We start from the raw sequence: 24,347 nt of genomic DNA, 5'->3' as shown, positions 1-24,347 counted from the left end.
CAAATCATGAAACGCTTACTGTTGATTCTCGCCGCCTCCATTACTGTCACCGGGTGTGCCAGCACGCCGCAAAGCCAGTACTACACCTTGTCTGGCGCGGCGTTGAGCAACCCGCCGGCAGCGCAAGCAAGCTTTGTCATACACCTGTCGACCGTCAAGGTGCCACAGCAGGTCGATCGTCCTCAAATTGTTCTTGGTCGCCAGGGCAGCACCGAAGTGACCTTGCTCAACGATTCTCAGTGGGCGGCGCCCCTTACTTCAGAGATACGCGATGCGCTGTCTCATCAGTTGTCTCAACGGTTGGGCGCGCTGGAAGTCGAGCCCAGGGCGGCACCCAAGGATCTTCCCCTGTGGATGCTCAGCCTGACCGTAAATCGTTTCGACTCGATATATGAGCGCGTGGCGGTACTTGACGTGACTTGGCGCCAGGCACCGCGAAACGGTGCCAAGGGGCCGAATGCCATCTGTAGCGCCACCATCGAAGTCCCCGTCGGGCCGGGAGTCGAGAGCCTGGTGGCCGGGCACCAGCAGGCCTTGAGCGAGTTGGCCGGCCTGATGGCGAATAAGCTGCGGGGCCAGCCGTTGGAAGCCGGCGAGGGCGTCGTATTGAAAGGCTGCGTCTAACCCCATAAGGTGCCTGCTCATTGGTCAACCGACGCTTTATGCAGCCGTCAGCTTTTTCCCGTACTTCCGAAACCGCCTGCGCCTCGCTCGGTTTCAATTGAAAATTCATCCACGTAATGCAAGGCGACCTGCGTCACCGGCTGGAACATGAGCTGGGCGATGCGTTCGCCCGGCTCGATCACATAGGTGGATTCGCCGTCGTTGGCCAGGATCACGCCGATTTCGCCGTGATAGTCGGCGTCGATCACGCCTATGCCTTGTGCGACCCGAACACCGTGTTTTAATGACAGGCCCGAGCGGGAGGCCACTATTGCTACCAATCCAGGGTCCATCATATTGATGGCAATTCCAGTCTTGACCAGGACACGGCCGCCAGGTGCCAGTTCGACCGGCTCTTCGATGCAGGCACGCAGATCCATGGCTGCGGAGCCTTCCGTGGCATAAGCCGGCAAAGGGATCCTGGTTCCCAGCAGGGGGTTCACGATACGGGTTTCTATACGTCTGAACACAAGTCGATCCTTGAGCAGATGAAGGGTAGAGAAGGGGTGAGGCGAAGGCGTCTAGGCCCGATCGGGCAGCCGCTTTGCGATGGCGTCGATCAGTCTGCGTGCGGCCTCGATTTTTGAGAGCCGGGGCAGTTCTTCCATGCCGTCATCATCGAACAATACAAAGGTCGTGGCATCGCCGCCCATCGAATCCTGAGCCAGATTACCTACCAACAGGGGCACACCTTTGCGCTGCCGTTTTGCCTGAGCGTTGTCGTGCAGGCTTTCGGTTTCGGCCGCAAAGCCGACGCACCAGGGTCCGCCCGGCATTTGCGCTACCTCGGCAAGAATATCCGGGTTCGGCGCAAATTGCAGAGCAGGAGGCTGGTTGGCCGCTGTTTTCTTGATCTTGTTATCGCTGGCATTTACCACGTGCCAATCTGCCACGGCTGCAACGGCGATAAAGACGTCACAGGAACGCGCCTGGCTCATGACTGCTGCATGCATCTGGGCAGCGGTCTCAACCTCGATTCGGGGCACGCCGTAAGGTGCCGGAAGCGCAGTGGGACCCGATACCAGTATCACTTTCGCGCCGGCTTCATACGCCGCTCGGGCAATGGCGTAGCCGGTTTTGCCGGAAGAACGGTTGCTGATGACGCGAACCGGATCAATTTTTTCGGCGGTAGGACCCGCTGTAATCAGAACTGTCTTGCCCGCCAAAGGTTTGGGCTGAACGAAGGCAATGATCTCTTGCAGCAATTGCTGCGGCTCAAGCATGCGCCCGTCGCCGACTTCGCCACAAGCCTGATCGCCGGTGCCCGGGCCCAGTATCATGACTCCATCAGCGCGCAGTTGCGCGACATTGCGTTGCGTGGCGGGATGTTCCCACATTTCGCGGTTCATGGCCGGCGCAATCAGCAAGGGGCAGGCGCCACGAGCCAGGCACAGTGTCGAGAGCAGATCGTCAGCCATGCCATGGGCAAGCTTGGCGATGAAATCGGCACTGGCCGGGGCGATCAGTACAGCGCGGGCACCACGTGTAAGGCTGATATGCGCCATGCTGTTGGAAACACGGGAATCCCAGGCATCGGTATACACCGGCCTGCCCGACAACGCTTGCATGGTGGTGGTGGTCATGAAGTGGGTGGCGGCTTCGGTCATGACAACGTCGATGTCGGCGCCGTGATCCTGCATGCGACGCAGCAGTTCGGCACTTTTATAACAGGCGATGCCGCCTGTCAGGCCCAGCACGAAGCGTTGTTGGTCAAGGTCGGGCATGGTGTTTTCCTGGGTACTAAGCCGTCTTGCGTCGGCGCTCGCGCCGTATCCGCAGGATTTCGTCAAGTATAAGCAGGATTGCGCCGAACGTTATGGCCATATCGGCGACGTTGAACGCCGGGAAGTGCCAGTCGCGCCAGTAGAACAGCAGAAAGTCCACGACATGGCCGTGAAGCACGCGATCGATCAGGTTTCCTATTGCACCGCCCAGAATAAGGGAAAGGGACGTACCGAACAGGATTTGCTCCGGATATCGGCGAAGCAAATGAAGGATGAGCCCGACGGCACCGACTGCAATAATGGTAAATAGCCAGCGTTGCCAGCCCTGCCCACCCGCAAGGAAACTGAAGGCGGCCCCCGGGTTGTACAGCAGCGTGAAGTCAAAGAACGGCAGCACAGGCCAACGTTCCCCGTAGCTCATATTGCCATCGAAATATACTTTGGTCAGCTGATCAACAATGATGATCGCGATGGCAACGAGTAACCAGTTCCAGAACCGTCGTGGAATCAAGGTGGATCTGGCACTTGCGGTTTCGTTGGACCCGCGCTGGTCAGGCATGGCGCCGCACCTCTCCAGTCGAGAACAAATTGCTGACACAGCGGCCACAAAGGGTGGGGTGCTGTTCGTCATGTCCGATGTCGGCACGATGGTGCCAGCAACGTTCACATTTGGCATGCGCAGTGGGAGTCACCTCGATCCGAAGCTCACCGGAACCGCGATGTACGTTGGCCCTTGACACGATCAGCACAAATCGCAGGTCGTCCTGCAGCGACGTCAGCACTTCGTAATCATCGCCGTCGGCATGAAGGTCGATCTCCGCATCCAGGGACGAACCGATATGTCCGGCGCTTCGCACTTCTTCGATCCGCCGCATGACCTCTGCACGTATGGCACGCAGGCGAGCCCATTTGTCAATGAGGGCCAAGGAGTCAACCTGATCGGGCAGAGCGTGAAAGAGTTCGGTGAAGATAGTCTTGACCTTGCCTTGGTGCAGATCCTTCCAGGCTTCTTCGGCGGTAAACGACAGGATCGGAGCCATGAGCTTGAGCAGCACGTGAGTGATATGAAACACGGCTGTTTGGGCTGAGCGACGCGCCACGCTATCTCGCGCCGTGGTATAGAGCCTGTCCTTGAGAATATCCAGGTAGAAGGCACCCAGATCTTCGGAGCAGAATACCTGCAGGCGCGCGACAGCAGGATGAAACTCAAAGCGCTTGTAGTTTTCGAGCGTCTGGGCCTGCATCTGCGCAGTCATGGCCAGCGCGTAGCGGTCGATCTCGAACATGGAATCGAGCCCAACCGAGTCGCGTGACGCATCAAAATCACTCAGGTTTCCAAGCAGGAACTTGAGTGTATTGCGAATGCGACGGTAACCCTCTACTACACGCTTGAGGATTTCTTCGGATATGGACAGCTCACCGGAGTAGTCGGTGGACGCCGTCCACAATCGCAGGATCTCGGCGCCCAGTGTGTCAGAAACCTTCTGGGGTGCAACGACATTGCCTACCGACTTGCTCATCTTGCGCCCGTCACCGTCCACCACAAAACCATGGGTGAGCAACGCCTTGTACGGCGGACGGCCATAGAGCATGCAGCTTGTCAGCAGCGAAGAGTGGAACCAGCCCCGGTGCTGATCCGAGCCTTCAAGATACAGGTCGGCGGGCCACTTCAGGAGGTCGCCGTGCGAACCCTCGAAGTCGTTGTCCTGGCCGCCCAGAACGGTGGCGTGCGTGGTGCCGGAATCGAACCACACGTCCAGGGTGTCGCGATTCTTGACGTATTGATCCGCTTCGTCACCCAAAAACTCTCTGGGGTCCAGCGACTGCCAGGCTTCGATACCTTCCTTCTCGACGCGCTGCGCAATCTGCTCGAGCAGTTCGATGGTGCGTGGGTGCAGTTCGCCTGTTTCCTTATGGACAAAGAACGCCATGGGGACACCCCATTGCCGTTGACGCGACAATGTCCAGTCGGGACGGTTGGCAATCATGGCATGCAGGCGCGCACGACCCCAGGCAGGATAGAACTCGGTTTGTTCGACGCCTTCAAGTGCCGCTTCGCGCAGCGTCTTGCCTTGCCGGGGTACGCGGTCCATGCCGGCAAACCATTGGCTGGTCGCACGATAGATGATGGGCGTCTTGTGGCGCCAGCAATGCATATAGCTGTGCGACAGCATCTTGATGTTCAGCAGCGAGCCCGCGGATTCCAGCGCCTTGACTATCTCGGGGTTGGCCTTCCAGATGTGCAGGCCGCCGAACAGGGGAAGGGTTGACGCGTAAACACCGTTGCCCATGACCGGGTTGATGATGTCTTCATCCCGCAGTCCGTGCGCCTTGCAGGAAATAAAGTCGTCTACACCATAAGCGGGAGACGAGTGAACGACGCCGGTACCTGCCTCCAGCGACACGTAGTCTGCAAGGTAAACCGGGGCCGTGCGTTGATACCCCGCGTCGACATCGTAGAGAGGATGGCGGAATTCGAGATTGGCCAATGCTGCACCCGGAGCTTTGGCGATGATCTTGCCCTCGAGCTGCCAGGCGTCCAGGCAACTTTCAACCAGCTCGGCGGCTACAAGCAGCAGAGAGCCGGTAGCGCGAGGCTGGTTCAGCCTGACCAGGGCATATTCAATTTCAGGGTGAACGTTAAGGGCCTGGTTGGCCGGCAAGGTCCAGGGAGTCGTGGTCCAGATGACGACCGCTCCGTCTTCGATCTCGGACAATCCGAAGGCATGCGCGACTTTCGCCGGCTCATCGAATCGGAACGCGACATAAACGGCCGGGTCTTTACGATCGGCATATTCGACCTCGGCCTCTGCCAGAGCGGAGCCACAGTCGAAACACCAGTTGACGGGTTTGAGGCCGCGAAAGACGAAGCCTTTTTCCATGATGCGCGCCAGAACGCGAAGCTCGTTGGCTTCGTTGGCATAGTTCATGGTCAGGTAAGGCTTGTTCCAGTCTCCCAGAACACCCAGACGCTTGAAGTCGGCTTTCTGGCGTTCGATCTGTTCCAGTGCATAGGCCCTGGCTTTGGCCTGCACGTCTGCCACGGGCAGGTTCTTGCCATACTTCTTTTCGATCTGAATTTCGATCGGCATGCCGTGACAATCCCAGCCCGGCACGTATTGCGCGTCGTAGCCCGCCATGTTGCGGCTTTTGACAATGATGTCTTTCAGAATCTTGTTGACTGCGTGACCAATGTGAATGTCGCCGTTGGCGTACGGAGGACCATCGTGCAGCACGAATCGGGGTCGGCCCTGACTGGCTTGGCGAATGGCTTCGTACACTTTGTTCTCTTCCCACTCGGCAACCCAGCGTGGTTCACGCTTGGCAAGGTCGCCCCGCATCGGAAAAGGGGTTTCGGGCAGATTTAAAGTGTTTCTATAGTCCATGGAGCGCAAAATAATCTCGAGCGCTTTGCGCATCGTTATCGATGGCGGCGATCATTGCAGGAAGGTCGGGGAATTTTTCTTCGTCCCGTAGGTACTGAAGGAACTCGATTTGCGTGAGTTTACCGTATGCATCGATATGCCGGTCCAGCAAGTGGACCTCGAGCATGATGCGTCCCGAATCGGTAACCGTGGGCCTGACCCCCAGGCTGGCCACGCCGTTCAAGGGATGGTCTGCCAGGCCGTGCGCGCGGACGATATAAACACCCGATCGCGCGGCGCAAAGGGTCGGAACGCGAATGTTCAGGGTGGGATAGCCCAGACTGCGACCCAACTTTTGGCCGTGAATCACGTGGCCGCTGATTCGGTAAGTGTGTCCCAGCAGCCGTTCGGCACGTTCCAGGTTGCCTACCGCCAGAGCGGTGCGCACTTCGGAACTTGAGATACGATAGCCGTGCTCGTCCACCACGTCCGACAGCGTTTCCACGATGAATCCGTAGCGGCGGCCCGCGCGGCGCAACAGAGCGACATCCCCCATGCGCTTGTGACCATATCGGAAATCTTCACCCACCAGAAGCCAACGGGTTTGCAGGCCGTGAACCAGCAGCTCTTCAATGAAGGCCTCCGCAGGCATATCGGCGAGGCGCTGGTTGAAGCGCTGCAGCACCAGTTGCCGGACCTGCAGCTTTTGCAGGGCCCAGGCCTTGTCGCGAAGACTGCTGATCTGGGTGGGAATCAGCTCGGGACGTTGCCCGCGTTGTGCGAAATACGCACGGGGATGCGGCTGAAACGTCATGACAGTCGGAGCAAGGGATCTCTGCTCGGCCTCTTGCACGACCCGTCGAATGATTGCTTGATGACCACGATGCACCCCATCCATATTGCCGATGGTGACGGCGCTTGGACGCTGGGTGTCGTGACGGGGAAGGTGCCGGTAAATCTTGAATGAGGGTTTCACACCCGAGAGTTTACAATTTTACGTTGCGTTACTCTGGAAAAACGACCTTGTCTGCATCAAATACTTCTTTGCGCCGCCGTTTTGTCGTGCTGGTGTCGGGCCGCGGCAGCAATATGCGGGCCATCGTGCAAGCGCTGCGTGATCGAAAACTTCCCGGCGAAGTGGTGGCCGTAGTATCGAACAATACCCAGGCTGCCGCGCTGGACTGGGCACGGGAACAGGGGCTTGAGGCGGTAGCGGTGCCGCATAAGGAGTATGCTTCGCGTGAGCAGTTTGACGCTGCCCTGGCTAATGCCATTGACTCTTACAAACCTGATTACGTATTGCTTGCGGGCTTCATGCGGGTTCTGACCGAAAGTTTTGTCGAACGATTCAATGGCCGGCTGGTAAACGTACACCCATCGCTGTTGCCTGCGTTTCCAGGCCTGCATACGCATCAGCAGGCGTTGGCCACTGGTGTGCAGTGGCACGGATGCACCGTGCATTTCGTGACACCTGTTCTGGATCACGGGCCGATCATTGCCCAAGGCGTGGTTCCCGTCCGTTCGGGCGACACGCCTGACATGCTCGCAAACCGCCTGCTTGAACTCGAGCACATCGTCTACGCCGATGTGGTGCAGTGGCTGGCTGAAGGACGAGTCCGACTGGACGCCATGCAGCGGGTTCACGTCGATGGTGTTGACTGTCGCGCATTCACTTTGCCGTCATGAGGCGGCAAGACGCATTAAGGTAGATATGAACAAAGCACGTAAAGGCCCCAAGGGGAAGGCCGACTCTCGCTCCACCTCAGCCCGCGCGAGATCGGGATCGCCGGGTGCATCCAGACCGTTTGTCATTGCCGGTGCCCGCATACAGCAGGTGCAGGAGGTGCTGGGCGAGATCCTGCAGTGGCAGTACCCGGCCGATGCCATTTTGTCGCGGTGGCTTCGAGCGCATCCCAAACTGGGCGGGCGTGACCGGGTCGAACTTTCAGATGGGGTTTTCGACGTTCTCAGGCATTTGAGGCGGTATAGGCAGTATGCGCAAAGTGGATCGGGTGCATCGACCCGGCGCCTTGCCATTCTCGGTCTCAGCACCGTGTTCGATCCTGCCAAGCTGGACGAGGCGTTGACGCCGGACGAAAAGGACTGGCTGGCGCACGTACGCAGCATCCGCGTGGAAACGCTGGCGCCCGAGGTGCGCTGGAGCGTGCCCGACTGGCTGATGGAGCGGATGGCCGTCCTGGATGATGTCGAAGGACTGGTTGAGGCACTGAACCAGTCGGCACCTCTGGATCTTCGCGTCAATTCCATCAAGGCTGAGCGGGATGATGTCTTGCGAACGTTGCAAGAAGGTCCGGCTGCCAGGTTTGATCCCCAGCCGACGCCGTTCTCTCCGTGGGGAATCCGTATACAGGGCAGGCCACCGGTCAATCGCTGGGAGCTGTTTGAGCGCGGCGTGATCGAGGTGCAGGACGAGGGCAGCCAACTGCTGACGGCCTTGATGGGGCCGCGGCGTGGAGAAATGATCATTGATTACTGCGCGGGCGCGGGTGGAAAGACCTTGCTTCTGGGTGCGCTCATGCGGTCTACCGGACGCCTGTACGCATTCGATGTGTCCGCGGCGCGCCTGGCTCGCGCCAAACCAAGATTCGCACGCAGCGGCCTGTCGAACATTGTTCCGGTGGTCATCAGCCCTGAAAACGACCAGCGGGTGAAGCGCTTGCGCGGAAAAGCGCATCGTGTGCTGGTGGATGCGCCCTGCAGCGGATTGGGCACATTGCGACGCAATCCCGACCTCAAGTGGCGACAACATCCGGAGTCGCTTGAAGAGCTCAAAGTGCTGCAGGCACGCATTTTGCGACAGGCAGCCGCCTGTGTGGCGCCCGGGGGCCGCCTGGTCTATGCCACCTGCAGTGTGCTGCCAGAAGAAAATCAGCATCAGGTCGAAACTTTTCTGGCTGCAAATCCAGCCTTTGAGTTACTGGATGCCAACGATATCCTGAAGGACCGTTGCAAGAACCTGACGTTTGAGGGCCCGTACTTTTCAATGCGTCCCGACATTCATGGCACCGACGGGTTCTTCGCTGCGGTCATGCAAAGGGCCGGATAACGGCTGTAGCGGGGCTACATGGGCGCTGTGAAGGGATACCCTCGTGGACCCGACAGTCGTTTCAGTGCGTTTCGTTGCCGCGTCGTGAGGCCATGTCCTTGATTTTCCTCAAAAACTATTTTGAAACTTTCCTGTCAGAATACTCGCATCTACGTTAGAATCTACTGGATATTCAACTAGGGGCCTTACGAGGTCTTATTTAAGCGGTTATGGACACTATTCTTTCTTTTCTGGCGGGCGGTCTGCTTCAGTATTCCTGGTGGCAGGTTGCGCTCGTTACCCTTGGTCTTACCCATGTCACCATCCTGGGCGTCACGCTGTTCTTGCATCGCAGCCAAACGCACCGGGGGCTCGACCTGCATCCGGCCGTCATGCATTTCTTCCGGTTCTGGCTGTGGCTCACTACTGGCATGGTTACCAAAGAATGGGTGGCCATTCACCGCAAGCACCACGCAAAATGTGAACGCGAGGGCGATCCGCATTCGCCAATGGTTTACGGCATTGGCAAAGTGTTTTTCCGTGGTGCCGAACTGTATCGCGAAGAAGCCGCAAACGCCGAAACCCTCAAGCGTTTTGGCTACGGTACTCCCGACGACTGGCTCGAGCGCAATCTGTACTCCAAACACAGCCTGCTTGGCATCATGATCATGCTGGTCATCGACATTGCGCTGTTCGGTGTCCTGGGTCTTACCGTCTGGGCCATTCAAATGGCATGGATTCCGTTCTGGGCGGCAGGGGTCGTCAACGGCCTGGGCCATTACGTGGGCTATCGCAACTACGCCAGCCCCGACACCAGTACAAACGTTTTCCCGTGGGGCATCATTATTGGTGGTGAAGAACTCCACAACAACCATCATGCGTATGGCACATCGGCCAAGTTCTCGGCCAAGTGGTGGGAACTCGACATCGGTTGGGGCTATATCAAGGTGCTCAGCTTCTTCCGCCTGGCCAAGGTCCGCCGCGTGGCACCCAAGCTCAAGCTCGAGCCGGCCGCCCAATCTGTCAGTCTTAAAACGCTCGAAGGCGTCATTCAACACCGTTACGAGATTCTTGCGCGCTACACCGACGTCATCAAAAAAGCCGCGTCTGACGAACTCGCCAAGTTGCGACCCTTGCGCAAGAAAGGCAGCGAAGACTGCCGCTGGCGCCAGCTCAGCCGCATCAAACGCGTTCTTGGTGCCGACGACGAATACCTCGAGCCAGCCCAACGTGCCGAAATCGACACCGTCCTGGCCCAGAACCAGGCCCTTTCCACTGTCGTACAGATGCGTCGCGAACTGGTTCGCCTGTGGGAAAGCTCCAGCGCCACCAGCGAACAATTGCGTAACGACTTGCAGGCCTGGTGCCAGCGCGCGCAACAAAGCGGCATTGAAGGACTCGAGCAGTTCGCATATCGTCTCCGCCGCTACGCGGCATGATCGACCAGCTAAACCCCGAACAAAAAGCCGCAGTCACCCTCCCTCCCCAACACGCGCTGGTACTTGCCGGCGCGGGCAGCGGCAAGACCCGCGTACTGACCACTCGCATGGCCTGGCTGATTCAAACAGGCCAGGCCAGTCCCTATGGATTGCTGGCGGTTACGTTCACGAACAAGTCTGCACGCGAAATGCTGGCGCGCCTGTCTGCTCTATTGCCGCTGGATACGCGGGGCATGTGGGTGGGCACTTTTCACGGGCTCTGCAATCGATTGTTGCGGGCGCATCATCGTGATGCGAATTTGCCGCAGACTTTTCAAATCCTCGATACCGCCGACCAGCTGTCGGCAATCAAGCGCCTCATCAAGGGCGCCGGCATCGACGACGAAAAATATCCCCCGCGTGATGTGCAGCGCTTCATAAACGGAGCCAAGGAAGAGGGCCTTCGTCCCGACGTAGTGCCGGCGAACGACCCGCATCACCGACGCCTGGTCGAGATCTATAGCATGTATCAGGCACAATGCGAGCGAGAGGGCGTGGTCGACTTTCCCGAGCTCTTGCTGCGGGCATACGAGCTGTTGCAACGTAACGGCCCGGTGCGCGAGCATTACCAGCGCCGCTTTCGCCATATTCTGGTCGACGAGTTTCAGGACACCAACACGCTGCAGTACAAATGGTTGCGCCTGCTGGCTGGTGGAGGCGCCTGTGTGTTTGCCGTTGGTGATGACGATCAGTCCATCTATGCGTTTCGGGGCGCCAACGTTGGCAATATGTCCGAGTTCGAGCGCGACTACGCACACGGAGCGGTGATACGGCTCGAGCAGAACTATCGCTCGCATGGGCATATTCTCGATGCGGCCAACGCACTCATTGCGCATAACAGCGCGCGGCTGGGCAAGAACCTCTGGACAGCCCAAGGTGAGGGTGAGCCTGTCCGTGTCATCGAGCAGCCATCCGACTTGATGGAAGCCCAATGGGTGGTCGACGAGATCAAGGCCTTGATCAACGACGGCAGCCTGCGCCACGAAATAGCGGTTCTGTATCGGAGCAATGCGCAGTCCCGGGTCATCGAGCACACGCTTTTTTCAAGTGGGGTCCCGTACAAGGTCTACGGGGGACTACGCTTTTTCGAGCGGCAAGAAATCAAGCATGCGCTCGCCTATCTGCGCCTCATGGACAATCCGCACGACGACACCTCGTGGCTGCGTGTGGTGAACTTCCCGACTCGCGGCATCGGTGCTCGAACACTCGAGCAGCTGGCCGACCTGGCTCGCGAACGAGGCACCAGCCTGTACGGTGCCGTGCCATATATGTCGGGTAAAGGCGGCTCCAATCTAGCCAAATTTGCCGAACTGATTGCCGGCATGGCTCACGAGGCGCAGATCCTGTCGCTGCCCGAACTGATCGAACATGTCATCCACCACAGCGGACTGCGCGCCCATTATCAGGCCGAGAAAGAGGGTGCAGAGCGACTCGAGAACCTTCAGGAGCTCATCAACGCCGCCACAGTGTTCTGCGTCGAAGAGAACATAGAAGGACTCCCTGCAGGCTTGCTGATAGAACGCGCACTTTCCACCGCCGCGGTATCAAACGTATCGGGTGCCGGCATTCCAGCCTCGCAAACATCCGGGTCACAAGCATTCGATTCACAGACGTCCGATTCACAAACTCCTGATTCGCAAGAACTCGGTTCGCAAGCCGTTTTGGGCACTGCTGCTGCGCTGCCCGAAGTCGAGCTGGCGATGTCCCCGCTTGCAGCATTTCTTTCTCATGCATCGCTCGAAGCCGGAGACAATCAGGCTCAGCCTGGTCAGGACGCGGTTCAGCTCATGACGGTACATGCGGCCAAAGGGCTCGAGTTCGACTCTGTATTTATCACCGGACTTGAAGAAGGTTTATTTCCGCACGAAAACAGCCTTCTCGAGGCAGCCGGACTGGAAGAAGAGCGGCGCCTGATGTATGTGGCCATCACAAGGGCACGCGAGCGCCTCTATCTGACGCTGTCGCAAAGCCGGATGCTGCACGGGCAGACCCGATACGCGATGCGCTCACGGTTTCTGGACGAGATTCCCGAGCAGCATCTGAAGTGGTTGTCGCCCCGTGAAGCTTCTACTCTGCCTTCCGAGGCCTGGGGTCAGGCCAATTGGCGCCGTTCCGATGCCTACGGTCGCCCCCCAACCGGAGGGATTGCTCCACGGGCACCGCGTTCGGTTACCAGTGGGGTAACTGTGGGCGACAAGCATTTCCGAATTGGCCAAAGCGTAAGTCACGCCAAGTTCGGCGAAGGCATCATCATCGGGCTCAGCGGCGCGGGGCAGGACTCGCAGGCGCAAATTCAGTTTCGGGACGTCGGTACCAAGACACTTGCGCTGGGTGTGGCAAAGCTCGAGATAAACCCGTAATCCAGATGAACCCTTAGCTCAGGGACTCGAGCTCTTCCTGCAGTTCAAGCCAGCGCTCTTCCAGTTCGTGCATCCGCTTGCCTTGCTCACCGTGTTCGGCCAGCAGGGCGGGTCGCTCATCGCGATACGCGTCAGTGTAGAACTCGGGGTCGGCAATGCGTTCGTCTAGTTCGTCCAGCCGTGCCCGGATCTTCGACATTTCGTTCTCAATCTTCGAAATCGATGCCTCAATCGGTTTGCGAAGCTTGGACAGGCGCTGCCGCTCTTCAGCCTCGAGTCGGCGCTGAGCCTTTCGGTCTATCGCTGTTCCGGTCGCGTCGCTTGTCGCCTGATTCGCTCTTGATTCGGTCCGTCTTGCCGATGCGCGCTGGTTGAGCCATTCCCGATAATCTTCCAGGTCGCCATCAAATTCATGTACCCCGCCGTCGGCCACAATCCAGAATGTGTCTACGGTGGTACGCAATAAATGACGATCGTGGGAAACCAGCAATACGCTGCCCTCGAATTCGGCCAATGCCGTTGCCAAGGCTTCGCGAGTGTCCACGTCAAGGTGGTTGCTGGGCTCATCGAGCAGCAGCAGGTTTGGCTTCTGCCAAACGATCAGCGACAGCGCCAGGCGTGCCTTTTCACCCCCGGACATCGGAGCAACCAGGCTGTTTACACTATCACCACTGAAGCCGAAGCCGCCCAGATAATTGCGAAGTTCCTGCTCTCGAGTCTGGGGAGCAAGACGCGCCAGGTGTTGCAAGGGAGTCTCGTCCAGCCGGAGCATATCAAGCTGTTGCTGTGCAAAATAACCGATGCTCAAACCCCTTGAGCGTTTGAGTTCGCCGCAAAGCGCTTGCAGTTCACCTGCCAGCGTCTTGATCAGGGTACTCTTGCCGGCGCCGTTGACGCCCAGCACGCCTATTCGGCTGCCGGCTCGTACCATTAACGTGACGTCCTTGACGACAACCTTGCCGATGCCGGCATCCGAGCCATCACCGGATATGCTTGCATCCGTTGGGGCGTTCTGTGCCGTTTCCTGGGGGCAGGAGGAAGGTGGCGGGTATCCTGCTGCCACGTTACGCAGGGTCAGAAGCGGATCCGGCATGCTTTCCGGTGAGGGAATGCGTATATCTATACCGGCTTCAGCGTGGATGGGCGCAAGCTTTTCCATGCGTGCCAAGGCCTTTACCCGACTTTGCGCTTGCTTGGCTTTCGTGGCTTTGGCCTTGAACCGATCAATGAAGCTTTGCAGGCGGGCGGTCTCGCGAGTTTGCCGCTCCCAGGCCAAATTGGTTTGACGCAAGCGCTCGGCGCGCTGCAACAGAAAGTCTTCGTATCCGCCCTTGTAACGTATCAGCTTGCCCTGATCAAAATGCAATATCGAGCGCGCCACGGAATCCAGAAACTCCGTGTCGTGCGAAATGAGCAGTACGGTACCCTGGTAGGCGGACAGCCAGCGCTCCAGCCAAAGCATGGCATCCAGATCCAGGTGGTTTGTAGGCTCGTCCAGCAGCAGAAGGTCGGATGGTGCCATCAAGGCCCGCGCCAACGCCACACGCATCTGCCAGCCGCCCGAGAACTCTCCTACGGGGCGCATCCACTCGTCTGGTGCGAATCCGAGCCCAGCCAATAATTGCTCGGCTCTTGAGGGCGCACTCCAGGCGTCAGCCTCGACCAAGGCGTTCTCGAGTTCTGCAATGCGATGCCCGTCGCCAGGTGATACGTCCTGACGCTGGGCCTGCAGATTACGAAGCCGCCGATCGCCATCAATGACGAACTCGCGTGCCGGCCGGTCGTGATCGGTGATTTCTTGCTCTACACTGGCGATTTGCCAGCCTTCGGGTATATACAGGGTGCCAGCGTCCAGGTCCAGCTTTCCCTGGAGAAGCGAAAACAAGGTGGATTTTCCGGCGCCGTTCTTACCCACTATGCCCAGGCGTTCCCCGGGGTTGACAACGAATTCTGCATCTTGAAGCAGTACCTTGACGCCGCGCCGCAACGTCAATCCAGAGGCCCGTATCACGACTCGAGTTGCTCCCGCGTCAGCAGCAGTATCTGGTCTTCGGCGTTGGTGGTGTTCAGCCAGACCGGTTCCAGGTCGGGGAAGGCATTGACGAAATTTTCGTATTCATGGCCGATTTCCAGAACGAGAATACCGTTCTGGCTCATGAACCTCGGTGCATCCTTGAACAGCCGGCGTACGATGTCCATGCCGTCGTCTCCGCCTGCCAGCGCCAAAGTCGGCTCATGGCGGTACTCTGGAGGCAATGACTCCATCGAACTGTTATTGACGTACGGCGGGTTGCAGATAATGACCTGGTACTCGCAGTGCGGCAACTGCTCGAAAAGATCGCTTTGGTGGGCGGTTACGCGCCCGTCCAGGCCAAACTGCTCGATGTTGACGTTGGCTACTTCCAGGGCATGTTCCGACAGGTCCACCGCATCGACCTGGGCGTTGGGGAAAGCCAATGCGGCCAGTATGGCCAGGCAACCGGAACCGGTGCACAGGTCAAGCACATAGTCTACGTCTTCCGGGTCTGCGACCCAGGGGTGCAGCGCGTCGACCAGCAATTCCGAGATTGGCGACCGCGGCACGATGACACGAGAGTCCACGACAAAACGCTGCCCCTGCAACCAGGCTTCTCCAGTAAGGTAGGCGGCTGGAATACGCTCGGTCAAACGGCGTTCGACCATGTCGAGGTAGCGTTTTTTTTCTTCCGTAAGTAATCGAGCATCCAGAAACGGATCAAGGGTATCGAGAGGAAGATGGAGAACATGCAACAGCAGATACACCGCCTCGTCCCATGCGTTGTCACTTCCATGGCCAAAGCAAAGCTGCGCGGCATTGAATCGGCTCACGGCATAGCGAAGCAGGTCGCGGACCGTATGAAGTTCTTGTAAGGCTGTTGCGTTCATTCGGTGTCTCGGTCGATCAGCAGCAGTTTCTCTAGCGTTCGACGATATATTTCTTTGAGGGGTTGCAGGGTATCGACCCGGATATGCTCGTTGGTCTGGTGGATACTGGCGTTGATTGGGCCGAACTCCACAACCTGCCTGCACATCTTGGCGATGAATCTTCCGTCGGATGTTCCGCCCGTGGTCGACAGTTCGGTTTCCACACCGGTTTCCTCCCGGATCGCGGCGCTTATTGCCTGACTCAGCTCGCCCCGAGGCGTCAGGAAGGGCTCGCCACTGAGCGTCCAGGTTAGATCGTACTCGAGATTATGGGCGTCGAGCACTGAAGTGACTTTGCGCTTTAGCTGCTCGGGCGTACTTTCGGTGGAGAATCGAAAGTTGAAATCCATTACCGCTTCGCCCGGCACCACGTTGCCGGCCCCGGTACCGGCGTTCAGATTGGAAATCTGGAATGTCGTCGCAGGAAAATATTGATTTCCGTTGTCCCATTGCATGGCTGTCAGTTCAGCCAGGGCGGGTGCAAGCAGGTGGACCGCGTTGCGCGCCAGGTGGGGATAGGCAACGTGTCCCTGCTTGCCTTTGATGACCAATCGTCCCGACAGCGACCCTCGTCGTCCGTTTTTGACAGTGTCGCCCAGTTGAGACACTGAAGTCGGTTCGCCGACAATGCAGTAGTCGGGAATCTCGTCGCGAGACTGCAGCACTTCGCACACCTTGACCGTCCCGTTGATGGAAGGACCTTCCTCATCGGAAGTGATCAGCATGGCAATCGAGCCCGGATGGGCGGGGTGAGCCGCGACGAACTCTTCCGCGGCAATCGCAAATGCCGCGATAGAGCTTTTCATGTCGGCAGCGCCACGACCATAGAGCAATCCGTTTCGTTCGGTGGGTGTGAAGGGGTCGCTGTGCCAGTTTTCGACTGGACCGGTGGGCACGACGTCGGTATGGCCGGCGAACACAAGCAGGGGCCCTGTATCGCCGCGTCGTAACCACAGGTTGGCGACGTCGTCGAACTGCATGTGTTCGGCCTTGAAGCCGCTGCTAGCCAGGCGCTGGGCCAGAAGTTGCTGACATCCGGCGTCGTCAGGTGTGACCGACGGCCGGCTGATCAGGGCTTCGGCGAGGGCGCGTACGGAGCATTCTGGCATCAGGCTCTCAACAGATCGTTAATACTGGTTTTGGAGCGTGTCTGGGCATCAACCCGCTTGACAATGACGGCGCAGGCAAGGCTGTGCGAACCGTCGGCAGCCGGAAGAGACCCGGGAACCACTACCGAGCCCGCAGGTACCCGACCATAGCTGATCTTGCCCGTGGCCCGGTCGTAGATCTTGGTACTTTGCGACAGGAATACGCCCATGGCCAGTACCGAGTTCTCTTCGACGATCACGCCTTCGACGATTTCGGAACGCGCTCCGATAAAACAATTGTCTTCGATAATCGTGGGGTTGGCTTGCAAGGGTTCGAGCACACCGCCAATTCCGACGCCGCCCGAAAGGTGCACGTTACGACCGATCTGAGCGCAGGAACCCACGGTGGCCCAGGTGTCGACCATGGTTCCATCACCGACATACGCGCCAATGTTTACATAGGAGGGCATCAGAACGACATCCTTGCCGATATAAGTGCCACGCCGGGCGGCAGCGGGCGGTACTACGCGGAAACCGCCCTGGGCGAAATCCTGCGCCGTGTAGTGGGCGAACTTCAGATCCACCTTGTCATAGAACTGCAAGGGGGCCTGACCCATTGGCTGGTTCTGCTGCAGGCGGAACGACAAGAGCACAGCCTTCTTGATCCATTGATGGGTCACCCACTCGCCGTTCATCTTTTGGGCAACGCGCAGTGTGCCTTCATCCAGGTCCTGAATCGTCTGGTCGACAGCTAGCCGGATTTGTTCGTCAGCAGATCCTGGATCGATATGGCTTCGATTGTCCCAGGCCTTTTCAATAAGTGTTATACGCTGTTCAAAATTCATCATAGGAAGTGGAGTGATGGCAGAGAGTGCCGATTGAGGAAGCGGGATGTGACCGACCATGAAAAAAGCGGGGCGCCTGCGCCGATCGGTATATGTGCAAGAAGAAGAGGAGGGCGTCTGGACGTGATGTCATGTGCGTTTCGCCGAAGTGAGGCGACGATTTTAACAAGCCTGGCGCATCAGCGTCGTTTGCTGGGGCTGCAGAATCTTGCTAAACTTTCTGGCTTGCCCTGAAATGCGAACGTGGCGGAATTGGTAGACGCACCAGATTTAGGTTCTGGCGCCGAGAGGTGTGAGAGTTCGAGTCTCTCCGTTCGCACCAGCTGGCAATTGAACATCCAGATCAAGGCCCCGTTGCGTGGCCAACTCCCCAATTAAAAATATAAGCCTTGCTGTGCATTTGGCGGGAGTATTACGTCTGCCTGAATGCTTTACGCGACCAGCAGGATTCGGTTCGACGAGGCGGGCACCTGGCCTGCCGGAAATCCGGTGAAAGGCCGGTGTCCGTGGCTTGTTTTCGTGACTCCGGGCTGGGTCTGCGCATATACAATCGGGATGTAGGAGGCATGTTAATTTCGGCTGCCCGACTTTCCGGTAAAATATCCTGTTCATCTATCCATTTACCAACTTATATATAGGTCCCTAATGCAGCAGCCCGTGGTTGAAACTCTGTCCGGCCTGGAGCGTCGTATCGATCTCTTCGTTTCGGTTGCCGATGTCGAAAAAGAAGTCCAGTCCCAGCTAAAGCGTGTTGCGCGCACGGCCAAGGTACGCGGCTTTCGTCCGGGCAAGGCTCCGTTGTCGGTCATCGAGCGCAGTCACGGCCCAGGCATTCGTTACGATGTCATCAATAGCGAAGTCGGTCGTGCGCTTGACAAGGCCATTTCCGACGCGAGCCTGCGCATTGCGGGCACGCCCAATCTCGAGCCCAAGACCGAAGGCGTCGAAGAGGGTTACATGGGCTTCTCGGCTACCTTCGAGGTTTATCCCGAGTTCGATGCCCCCGATCTTTCCACCCTGGCGGTCACCCGTAGCAACGTCGAAGTTGGCGATGCCGAAATTCAGCGCACGATCGATATTCTGCGCAAACAGCGCGCCACTTACGAACCGCGCGAAGATCGTGCCGCCCAAGACGACGACCGCGTCACGATCGATTTTGTCGGCACAATCGACGGCGTCGCGTTCGAAGGCGGATCGGCAGAGAACTTTCCGTTTGTTCTGGGTCAGGGCCGCATGCTGCCCGAGTTCGAAGCTGCGGTTCGTGGGCTCAAGGCCGGCGAGTCCAAGACTTTCCCGCTCGAGTTCCCGGCTGATTACGGCGGCCAGGAAGTCGCCGGCAAAACTGCCGAATTCAAGATCACTGTCAATCAGGTAGCCGAACCCATTCTTCCCGAGGTTGACAGCGATTTCGCCAAGGCGCTCGGTCAGGCCGAAGGCGACGTCGACAAACTGCTCGAAGACGTGCGTGCCAACATCCAGCGCGAAGTCAAGGCTCGTGCCCAGGCCCGCACCAAGGCAAGCGTAATGGAAGCCCTGGCTGCTGCCTGCACCTTTGATGTGCCCAAGGCGCTTGTGGACAACGACACTGCAAACCGTGTCGCACAGGCTCGCGAAGAGCTCAAGCAGCGTGGCGTGCCCAATGCCGACACCATGCCGATTCCCCCCGAGGCGTTCTCGGCCGAATCCGAGCGTCGCGTGCGTCTTGGCCTGGTTGTGTCCAAGCTGGTTGAAAGCAACGATCTTCGTGCCAAGCCCGAGCAAGTCCGTGCGCGTATCGAAGAACTTGCGCAGAACTACGAGCAGCCCGCACAGGTTGTGGCTTACTATCTGTCCGACCGCGAGCGTCGCGCAGAAGTAGAGGCTCTGGTGCTCGAAGACAACGTTGTCGAGCACATATTGTCCAAGGCCCAGGTCACCGATGAAACCGTCGCTTTCGACGAACTGATGGGAACAGCATAAATATGCAGCGATTCACTGACTTCTACGCCTCGATGCACGGGGGCGACTCCGTCGTGCCCACAGGGTTGGGCTACGTGCCCATCGTTGTCGAGCAGTCGGGCCGCGGCGAACGTTCGTACGACATTTACTCGCGCCTGTTGCGTGAGCGCGTTATTTTCTTTGTCGGTCCGGTCAATGATCAGTCGGCAAACCTTGTTGTGGCCCAGTTGCTCTTTCTCGAGTCCGAGAATCCCGACAAGGACATCTCGCTGTACATCAACTCCCCCGGGGGTTCGGTGTACGCGGGCATGGCAATCTACGACACCATGCAATTCGTCAAACCCGACGTCTCAACGCTTTGCACGGGCTTGGCAGCAAGCATGGGTGCCTTCCTGCTGGCGGCAGGTGCCAAGGGCAAGCGTTATACCTTGCCCAATTCGCGCATCATGATCCATCAGCCATCGGGCGGAGCACAGGGTCAGGCTTCCGACATTCAGATCCAGGCAAAAGAAATCCTCAGTCTTCGCGAGCGCCTGAATTCGATACTCGCCCAGAATACCGGTCAGCCGGTTGAGCGCATTGCTGTCGATACCGAGCGTGATAATTTCATGTCGGCTGAAGATGCAGTATCGTATGGCTTGGTGGATAAAGTTCTGGTCTCACGCTCCGACTCCGCCGAGGCGTAGGCCAGCCGGTCGACGTGTGCTTCAAGGCACGGTCGATTATTACCGACAGAGCGACCTCGGCGGGCCGCGCTGTCATAGGAACTGAAGTTTTATGCCCGAGAAAAAAGGATCGGCAGACGAAAAGGTTTTGCATTGTTCGTTTTGCAATAAAAGCCAGCACGAAGTACGCAAGCTGATCGCGGGACCTTCCGTGTTCATTTGCGACGAATGTATCGATCTTTGCACCGACATCATCCTCGAGGAAACGCAGGAGGCTGCTCGTGATGCAATCCGCAACGAGCTTCCCACTCCACGCGAAATCAAGGCCTTCCTCGACGGCTACGTCATCGGGCAAGATATTCCAAAGCGTAATTTGGCGGTGGCGGTTTATAACCACTACAAACGGATCCGCTACGGCGAAGTCAAGGGCGATGACGTTGAATTGTCCAAAAGCAATATCCTGCTGATCGGGCCCACGGGCTCGGGCAAGACATTGCTGGCGCAGACTCTAGCTCGCATGCTTGATGTTCCTTTCGTCATGGCCGATGCCACCACACTTACCGAAGCCGGATACGTGGGTGAAGACGTCGAAAACATCGTGCAGAAGCTGCTGCAAAATTGCAACTACGATGTCGAAAAGGCGCAGCGCGCCATTATCTATATCGACGAAATCGACAAGATCTCCCGTAAGTCGGACAATCCTTCGATCACCCGCGACGTGTCCGGCGAAGGTGTACAGCAGGCCCTGCTCAAGCTGATCGAAGGCACGGTGGCCTCGGTGCCGCCCCAGGGTGGACGCAAGCACCCCAACCAGGATTTTGTACAGGTAGACACCACCAATATTCTGTTTATTGTCGGTGGGGCCTTTGACGGTCTCGAAAAGATCATCCGCGACCGGACCGAAAAATCCGGTATTGGTTTTTCGGCCTCGGTGCGTGCCAAAACCGAACGGGGCGTCGGCGAGCTTTTCTCCGAAGTCGAACCCGAAGATCTCATCAAGTTTGGCCTCATCCCCGAACTCGTGGGTCGTTTGCCGGTGGTCGCCACCTTGCAAGAGCTGGACGAAAATACCTTGGTGCGGATTCTTACCGAACCCAAGAACTCCCTGATCAAGCAGTTCCAGAAACTGTTCGAAATGGAAGACGTCGAACTCGAAGTTCGTCCGCAGGCTCTGAGTGCCATTGCGCAAAAAGCCATCAAGCGACGAACCGGGGCACGCGGCTTGCGTTCCATTGTCGAGCAGGCGCTGCTTGGCACCATGTATGAACTTCCGTCCCTCCAGAATGTCAAACGTGTCGTGCTGGATGAAAACGCAGTCCACGGTACCGGCGCGCCGTTGCTTATCTATGGCGACGAAGACGAAGCAGATGAAACTCCTGAAAAGCCCGCTGTACCCAAGCTTCAAGGTGCTGCCTGAACCGCTCGTTGAATTCCCTTTAGATTTGTGGGTTTATCGGGGCGACAACTTGAAATTTCCGTTATCGTCACTACATACACTCACATGTAGTACTCAAAAAGGGGGGCTAGGCTTCCCTTTTTGTTTCTAAAGCAGCTTTTTAAGGAAATTACTATGTCTGCGAGCCCGATTCTCTCTACAGAACCCATGGACTTGCCCCTGCTGCCTTTGCGGGATGTGGTGGTGTTTCCGCACATGGTGATTCCGCTGTTTGTAGGACGTCCCCGCTCGATCAAGGCGCTCGAAATGGCCATGGAGGGCGGCAACAACATCATGCTGGTGGCGCAAAAGTCTGCCGGCAAGGATGATCCGGCCCCCGAAGATCTCTACGAGATTGGATGTGCGGCCAGCATCTTGCAGATGCTCAAGCTGCCCGACGGCACCGTCAAGGTCCTGGTCGAAGGCTTGCAACGCGCACGTCTCAACAGCGTCACCGAAGGCGACAATTACTTCATTGCCAATGTGCAGGCAGTGGCTCTCGAGCCTGAACAAAACGCCGAATCCGAAGCCTTGCGCCGGGCGGTGGTTGCCCAGTTCGAGCAATACGTCAAGCTGAACAAAAAGATTCCCCAAGAGATTCTTACCTCTCTCAGCGGTATTGACGACGCCGGGCGCCTGGCCGACACCATTGCTGCGCATTTGCCGCTCAAGCTCGAACAGAAGCAACGCATGCTCGAAATCACCGAGATTTCCATGCGCCTTGAAAATCTGCTGTCGCAGCTCGAATCCGAAATCGACATTCTTCAAGTCGAGAAGCGCATTCGCGGCCGCGTCAAGAAGCAGATGGAGAAAAGCCAGCGCGACTACTACCTGAACGAACAGGTCAAGGCCATCCAGAAAGAGCTGGGTGAAGGCGAAGAGGGCGCTGATATCGAGGAACTCGAGAAAAAGATCGAGGCGGCCCAGTTGCCTAAAGAGGCGCTCAAAAAGGCCGAAGCCGAGCTCAAGAAGCTCAAGCTCATGTCGCCCATGTCAGCCGAAGCAACCGTGGTGCGCAACTATATCGACACCCTCATCGGTTTGCCCTGGCGCAAGAAAAGCCGCATCAACAACTCGATCTCGAATGCCGAGCAAGTACTTGATGCCGACCACTATGGTCTCGAAAAGGTCAAGGAACGCATTATCGAATACCTGGCAGTTCAGCAGCGTGTCGATAAACTCAAGGCTCCAATCCTGTGTCTGGTCGGGCCTCCCGGCGTGGGCAAGACCTCGCTTGGACAGTCCATTGCCCGCGCGACCAACCGCAAGTTTGTTCGCATGGCCTTGGGCGGAGTCCGGGACGAGGCCGAGATTCGCGGTCACCGTCGGACCTACATCGGTTCCATGCCCGGCAAGATCCTGCAGAACATGGCCAAAGTAGGCGTGCGCAACCCGCTTTTCCTGCTCGACGAAATCGACAAGATGGGTGCGGATTTCCGCGGTGATCCTTCATCGGCGCTGCTCGAAGTGCTGGATCCCGAGCAAAACCATACCTTCCAGGACCACTACATCGAGGTCGACTTCGACCTGTCTGATGTCATGTTCGTGGCAACCAGCAACACGCTCAATATTCCACCGGCGCTTCTTGACCGCATGGAAGTGATTCGCCTTTCCGGCTATACCGAAGACGAGAAGGTACATATTGCCTTCGATCACCTGCTGCCCAAGCTGATGAAGAACAACGGTGTGCGCGAAGGCGAGATGTCCATCGAGGAATCTGCAGTGCGTGACATCGTGCGCTATTACACCCGGGAAGCGGGTGTGCGTGCGCTCGAACGCGAAATCAGCAAGATTTGTCGCAAGGTGGTCAAGCGTACGCTCGAAACCAATCCGCAGGCGGCAGGTCGTTCACGTCGTCGGGCGGCTCCTGAAGATATCGTCAAGGTCGAAGTTACCTCTGAAAACCTTGCTGATTTCCTCGGCGTACGCCGGTTCAGCTACGGCATGGCCGAAAAGGAGAACAAGGTTGGTCAGGCAACCGGTCTGGCCTGGACCGAAGTGGGCGGCGATCTGCTGACGATTGAAGTGGCCGATATGCCCGGCAAGGGCCAGGTGCTGCGCACAGGGTCGCTGGGTGACGTCATGAAGGAATCGGTCGAGGCAGCTCGTACGGTGGTTCGGGCACGTGCTCAAAAATGGGGCATACCCAATACGGCATTCGAAAAGCGAGATCTTCACATCCACTTCCCGGAGGGTGCCACGCCCAAAGACGGCCCCTCTGCAGGTATCGCCATTACCACAGCCACGGTGTCTGCGCTTACCGGCATTCCGGTCCGTGCTGACGTCGCCATGACCGGCGAAATTACCCTGCGCGGCGAGGTCCTGGCCATTGGTGGTCTTAAAGAGAAGCTTCTGGCTGCTCATCGGGGCGGCATCAAGGTAGTGCTCATTCCCGAAGAGAACGTCAAGGATCTTGCCGAGATCCCCGACAACGTCAAGAACCATCTCGAGATCATTCCCGTACGTTGGATAGACCGCGTGCTCGAGGTTGCTCTGCAAGACATGCCGACCCCGCTGTCCGACGAAGAAGTGGCTCGCCTCGCTGCCGAGGCAGTCGCCAGCACCAAGCCTGCTGGTGAAGCGTCCGGAGGCGTCTTCAAGCACTAAACCGCTTGCCGGCCCGAGGTTCAGGCCGGCGCTAATGGCGTTTTTTCAAAGACCAAGCCACAAACCATTACCCCCTGAAAGTTGGGTTGTGCCCGACTAACAGGGGGTAAATTATTTAAGGCGCTGCTTTATTGCGCTGCTTTTCCTCGATTTCTTGCACGGGTGTTTGTCGATTCCTTGCACCGGTGTT

18 protein-coding genes and 1 tRNA gene are annotated in these 24,347 nt (G+C 57.9%); 10 read left to right on the top strand and 9 right to left on the bottom strand.

What is annotated here, in order from left to right; translation table 11 throughout:
- The first annotated feature begins 6 nt into the window (after positions 1 to 6).
- Positions 7 to 624, top strand: a complete 618-nt coding sequence (locus Q1J88_RS07520) for an ABC-type transport auxiliary lipoprotein family protein (protein WP_301116993.1) — start codon at positions 7 to 9, stop codon at positions 622 to 624.
- 47 nt (positions 625 to 671) lie between these two features.
- Here Q1J88_RS07520 and dut read toward each other — a convergent pair whose 3' ends face one another.
- The 5 genes from dut to Q1J88_RS07495 are packed head-to-tail and all read right to left on the bottom strand — an operon-like array spanning position 672 to position 6,728.
- Positions 672 to 1,133, bottom strand: coding sequence for a dUTP diphosphatase (gene dut, locus Q1J88_RS07515; protein WP_301116992.1), 462 nt, complete (start codon positions 1,131 to 1,133; stop codon positions 672 to 674).
- 51 nt (positions 1,134 to 1,184) lie between these two features.
- On the bottom strand, positions 1,185 to 2,387 hold the full coding sequence (gene coaBC, locus Q1J88_RS07510) for a bifunctional phosphopantothenoylcysteine decarboxylase/phosphopantothenate--cysteine ligase CoaBC (protein WP_301116991.1): 1,203 nt from the start codon (positions 2,385 to 2,387) through the stop codon (positions 1,185 to 1,187).
- 16 nt (positions 2,388 to 2,403) lie between these two features.
- The gene (gene lspA / locus Q1J88_RS07505; RefSeq protein WP_301116990.1) at positions 2,404 to 2,946 is read right to left on the bottom strand and encodes a signal peptidase II; all 543 of its coding nucleotides are present in this window, start codon (positions 2,944 to 2,946) and stop codon (positions 2,404 to 2,406) included.
- On the bottom strand, positions 2,939 to 5,773 hold the full coding sequence (ileS, locus tag Q1J88_RS07500; protein WP_301116989.1) for an isoleucine--tRNA ligase: 2,835 nt from the start codon (positions 5,771 to 5,773) through the stop codon (positions 2,939 to 2,941). Before ileS ends, lspA begins: the two co-directional genes overlap by 8 nt.
- Complete coding sequence (locus Q1J88_RS07495; protein WP_301116987.1) at positions 5,763 to 6,728, bottom strand: bifunctional riboflavin kinase/FAD synthetase; 966 nt, start codon at positions 6,726 to 6,728, stop codon at positions 5,763 to 5,765. The genes ileS and Q1J88_RS07495 overlap by 11 nt, the downstream gene beginning before the upstream one ends.
- Positions 6,729 to 6,775: 47 nt before the next feature.
- Between Q1J88_RS07495 and purN the strand changes: the two genes are divergently transcribed.
- The 4 genes from purN (at position 6,776) to Q1J88_RS07475 (ending at position 12,636) form a co-directional block, all read left to right on the top strand.
- A complete protein-coding gene (gene purN, locus Q1J88_RS07490; protein WP_301116985.1) occupies positions 6,776 to 7,438 on the top strand; it encodes a phosphoribosylglycinamide formyltransferase in 663 nt (220 codons plus the stop codon).
- Positions 7,439 to 7,595: 157 nt separating this feature from the next.
- Positions 7,596 to 8,819 (top strand): RsmB/NOP family class I SAM-dependent RNA methyltransferase, encoded by a 1,224-nt coding sequence (locus tag Q1J88_RS07485; RefSeq protein ID WP_324216287.1) that lies wholly within the window; start codon positions 7,596 to 7,598, stop codon positions 8,817 to 8,819.
- A 209-nt stretch (positions 8,820 to 9,028) separates the two neighbouring features.
- Positions 9,029 to 10,237, top strand: a complete 1,209-nt coding sequence (locus tag Q1J88_RS07480; RefSeq protein ID WP_301116982.1) for a fatty acid desaturase — start codon at positions 9,029 to 9,031, stop codon at positions 10,235 to 10,237.
- Positions 10,234 to 12,636 (top strand): UvrD-helicase domain-containing protein, encoded by a 2,403-nt coding sequence (locus Q1J88_RS07475; protein ID WP_301116981.1) that lies wholly within the window; start codon positions 10,234 to 10,236, stop codon positions 12,634 to 12,636. Before Q1J88_RS07480 ends, Q1J88_RS07475 begins: the two co-directional genes overlap by 4 nt.
- Before the next feature lie 13 nt (positions 12,637 to 12,649).
- Here the strand turns inward: Q1J88_RS07475 and abc-f are convergent, their stop codons facing one another.
- Genes abc-f through dapD form a run of 4 tightly spaced genes read right to left on the bottom strand, consistent with a single transcriptional unit; the run spans position 12,650 to position 17,512 of the window.
- Complete coding sequence (gene abc-f, locus Q1J88_RS07470; protein WP_301116980.1) at positions 12,650 to 14,647, bottom strand: ribosomal protection-like ABC-F family protein; 1,998 nt, start codon at positions 14,645 to 14,647, stop codon at positions 12,650 to 12,652.
- Positions 14,644 to 15,540 (bottom strand): 50S ribosomal protein L3 N(5)-glutamine methyltransferase, encoded by an 897-nt coding sequence (gene prmB / locus Q1J88_RS07465; protein WP_301116979.1) that lies wholly within the window; start codon positions 15,538 to 15,540, stop codon positions 14,644 to 14,646. The genes abc-f and prmB overlap by 4 nt, the downstream gene beginning before the upstream one ends.
- Positions 15,537 to 16,688 (bottom strand): succinyl-diaminopimelate desuccinylase, encoded by a 1,152-nt coding sequence (gene dapE, locus Q1J88_RS07460; RefSeq protein ID WP_301116978.1) that lies wholly within the window; start codon positions 16,686 to 16,688, stop codon positions 15,537 to 15,539. The genes prmB and dapE overlap by 4 nt, the downstream gene beginning before the upstream one ends.
- Entirely contained in the window at positions 16,688 to 17,512 is an 825-nt protein-coding gene (gene dapD / locus Q1J88_RS07455; protein WP_301117000.1) for a 2,3,4,5-tetrahydropyridine-2,6-dicarboxylate N-succinyltransferase, read from the bottom strand. Before dapD ends, dapE begins: the two co-directional genes overlap by 1 nt.
- 237 nt (positions 17,513 to 17,749) lie before the next feature.
- Here dapD and Q1J88_RS07450 point away from each other — a divergent pair.
- The 5 genes from Q1J88_RS07450 to lon all read left to right on the top strand — a co-directional run bounded on the left by Q1J88_RS07450 (position 17,750) and on the right by lon (position 24,157).
- Positions 17,750 to 17,834 (top strand) — tRNA-Leu (locus Q1J88_RS07450).
- Between the two features lie 323 nt (positions 17,835 to 18,157).
- Positions 18,158 to 19,471 carry a trigger factor gene (gene tig, locus Q1J88_RS07445; RefSeq protein WP_301116977.1) on the top strand — a complete coding sequence of 438 codons (1,314 nt, stop codon included), beginning with the start codon at positions 18,158 to 18,160 and terminating at the stop codon, positions 19,469 to 19,471.
- Between the two features lie 2 nt (positions 19,472 to 19,473).
- The gene (gene clpP / locus Q1J88_RS07440) at positions 19,474 to 20,136 is read left to right on the top strand and encodes an ATP-dependent Clp endopeptidase proteolytic subunit ClpP (RefSeq protein WP_301116975.1); all 663 of its coding nucleotides are present in this window, start codon (positions 19,474 to 19,476) and stop codon (positions 20,134 to 20,136) included.
- Positions 20,137 to 20,227: 91 nt separating this feature from the next.
- Entirely contained in the window at positions 20,228 to 21,532 is a 1,305-nt protein-coding gene (gene clpX, locus Q1J88_RS07435) for an ATP-dependent Clp protease ATP-binding subunit ClpX (protein ID WP_301116974.1), read from the top strand.
- Positions 21,533 to 21,685: 153 nt separating this feature from the next.
- Positions 21,686 to 24,157 carry an endopeptidase La gene (lon, locus tag Q1J88_RS07430; protein WP_301116973.1) on the top strand — a complete coding sequence of 824 codons (2,472 nt, stop codon included), beginning with the start codon at positions 21,686 to 21,688 and terminating at the stop codon, positions 24,155 to 24,157.
- Positions 24,158 to 24,347: the final 190 nt, after the last annotated feature.

It is taken from the genome of Pusillimonas sp. (assembly GCF_029263785.1).
Classification (GTDB): Bacteria; Pseudomonadota; Gammaproteobacteria; order Burkholderiales; family Burkholderiaceae_B; genus Pusillimonas.
Note: the sequence above shows the minus strand (reverse complement) of the source record. Positions and strands in the feature narration are given on the sequence as shown.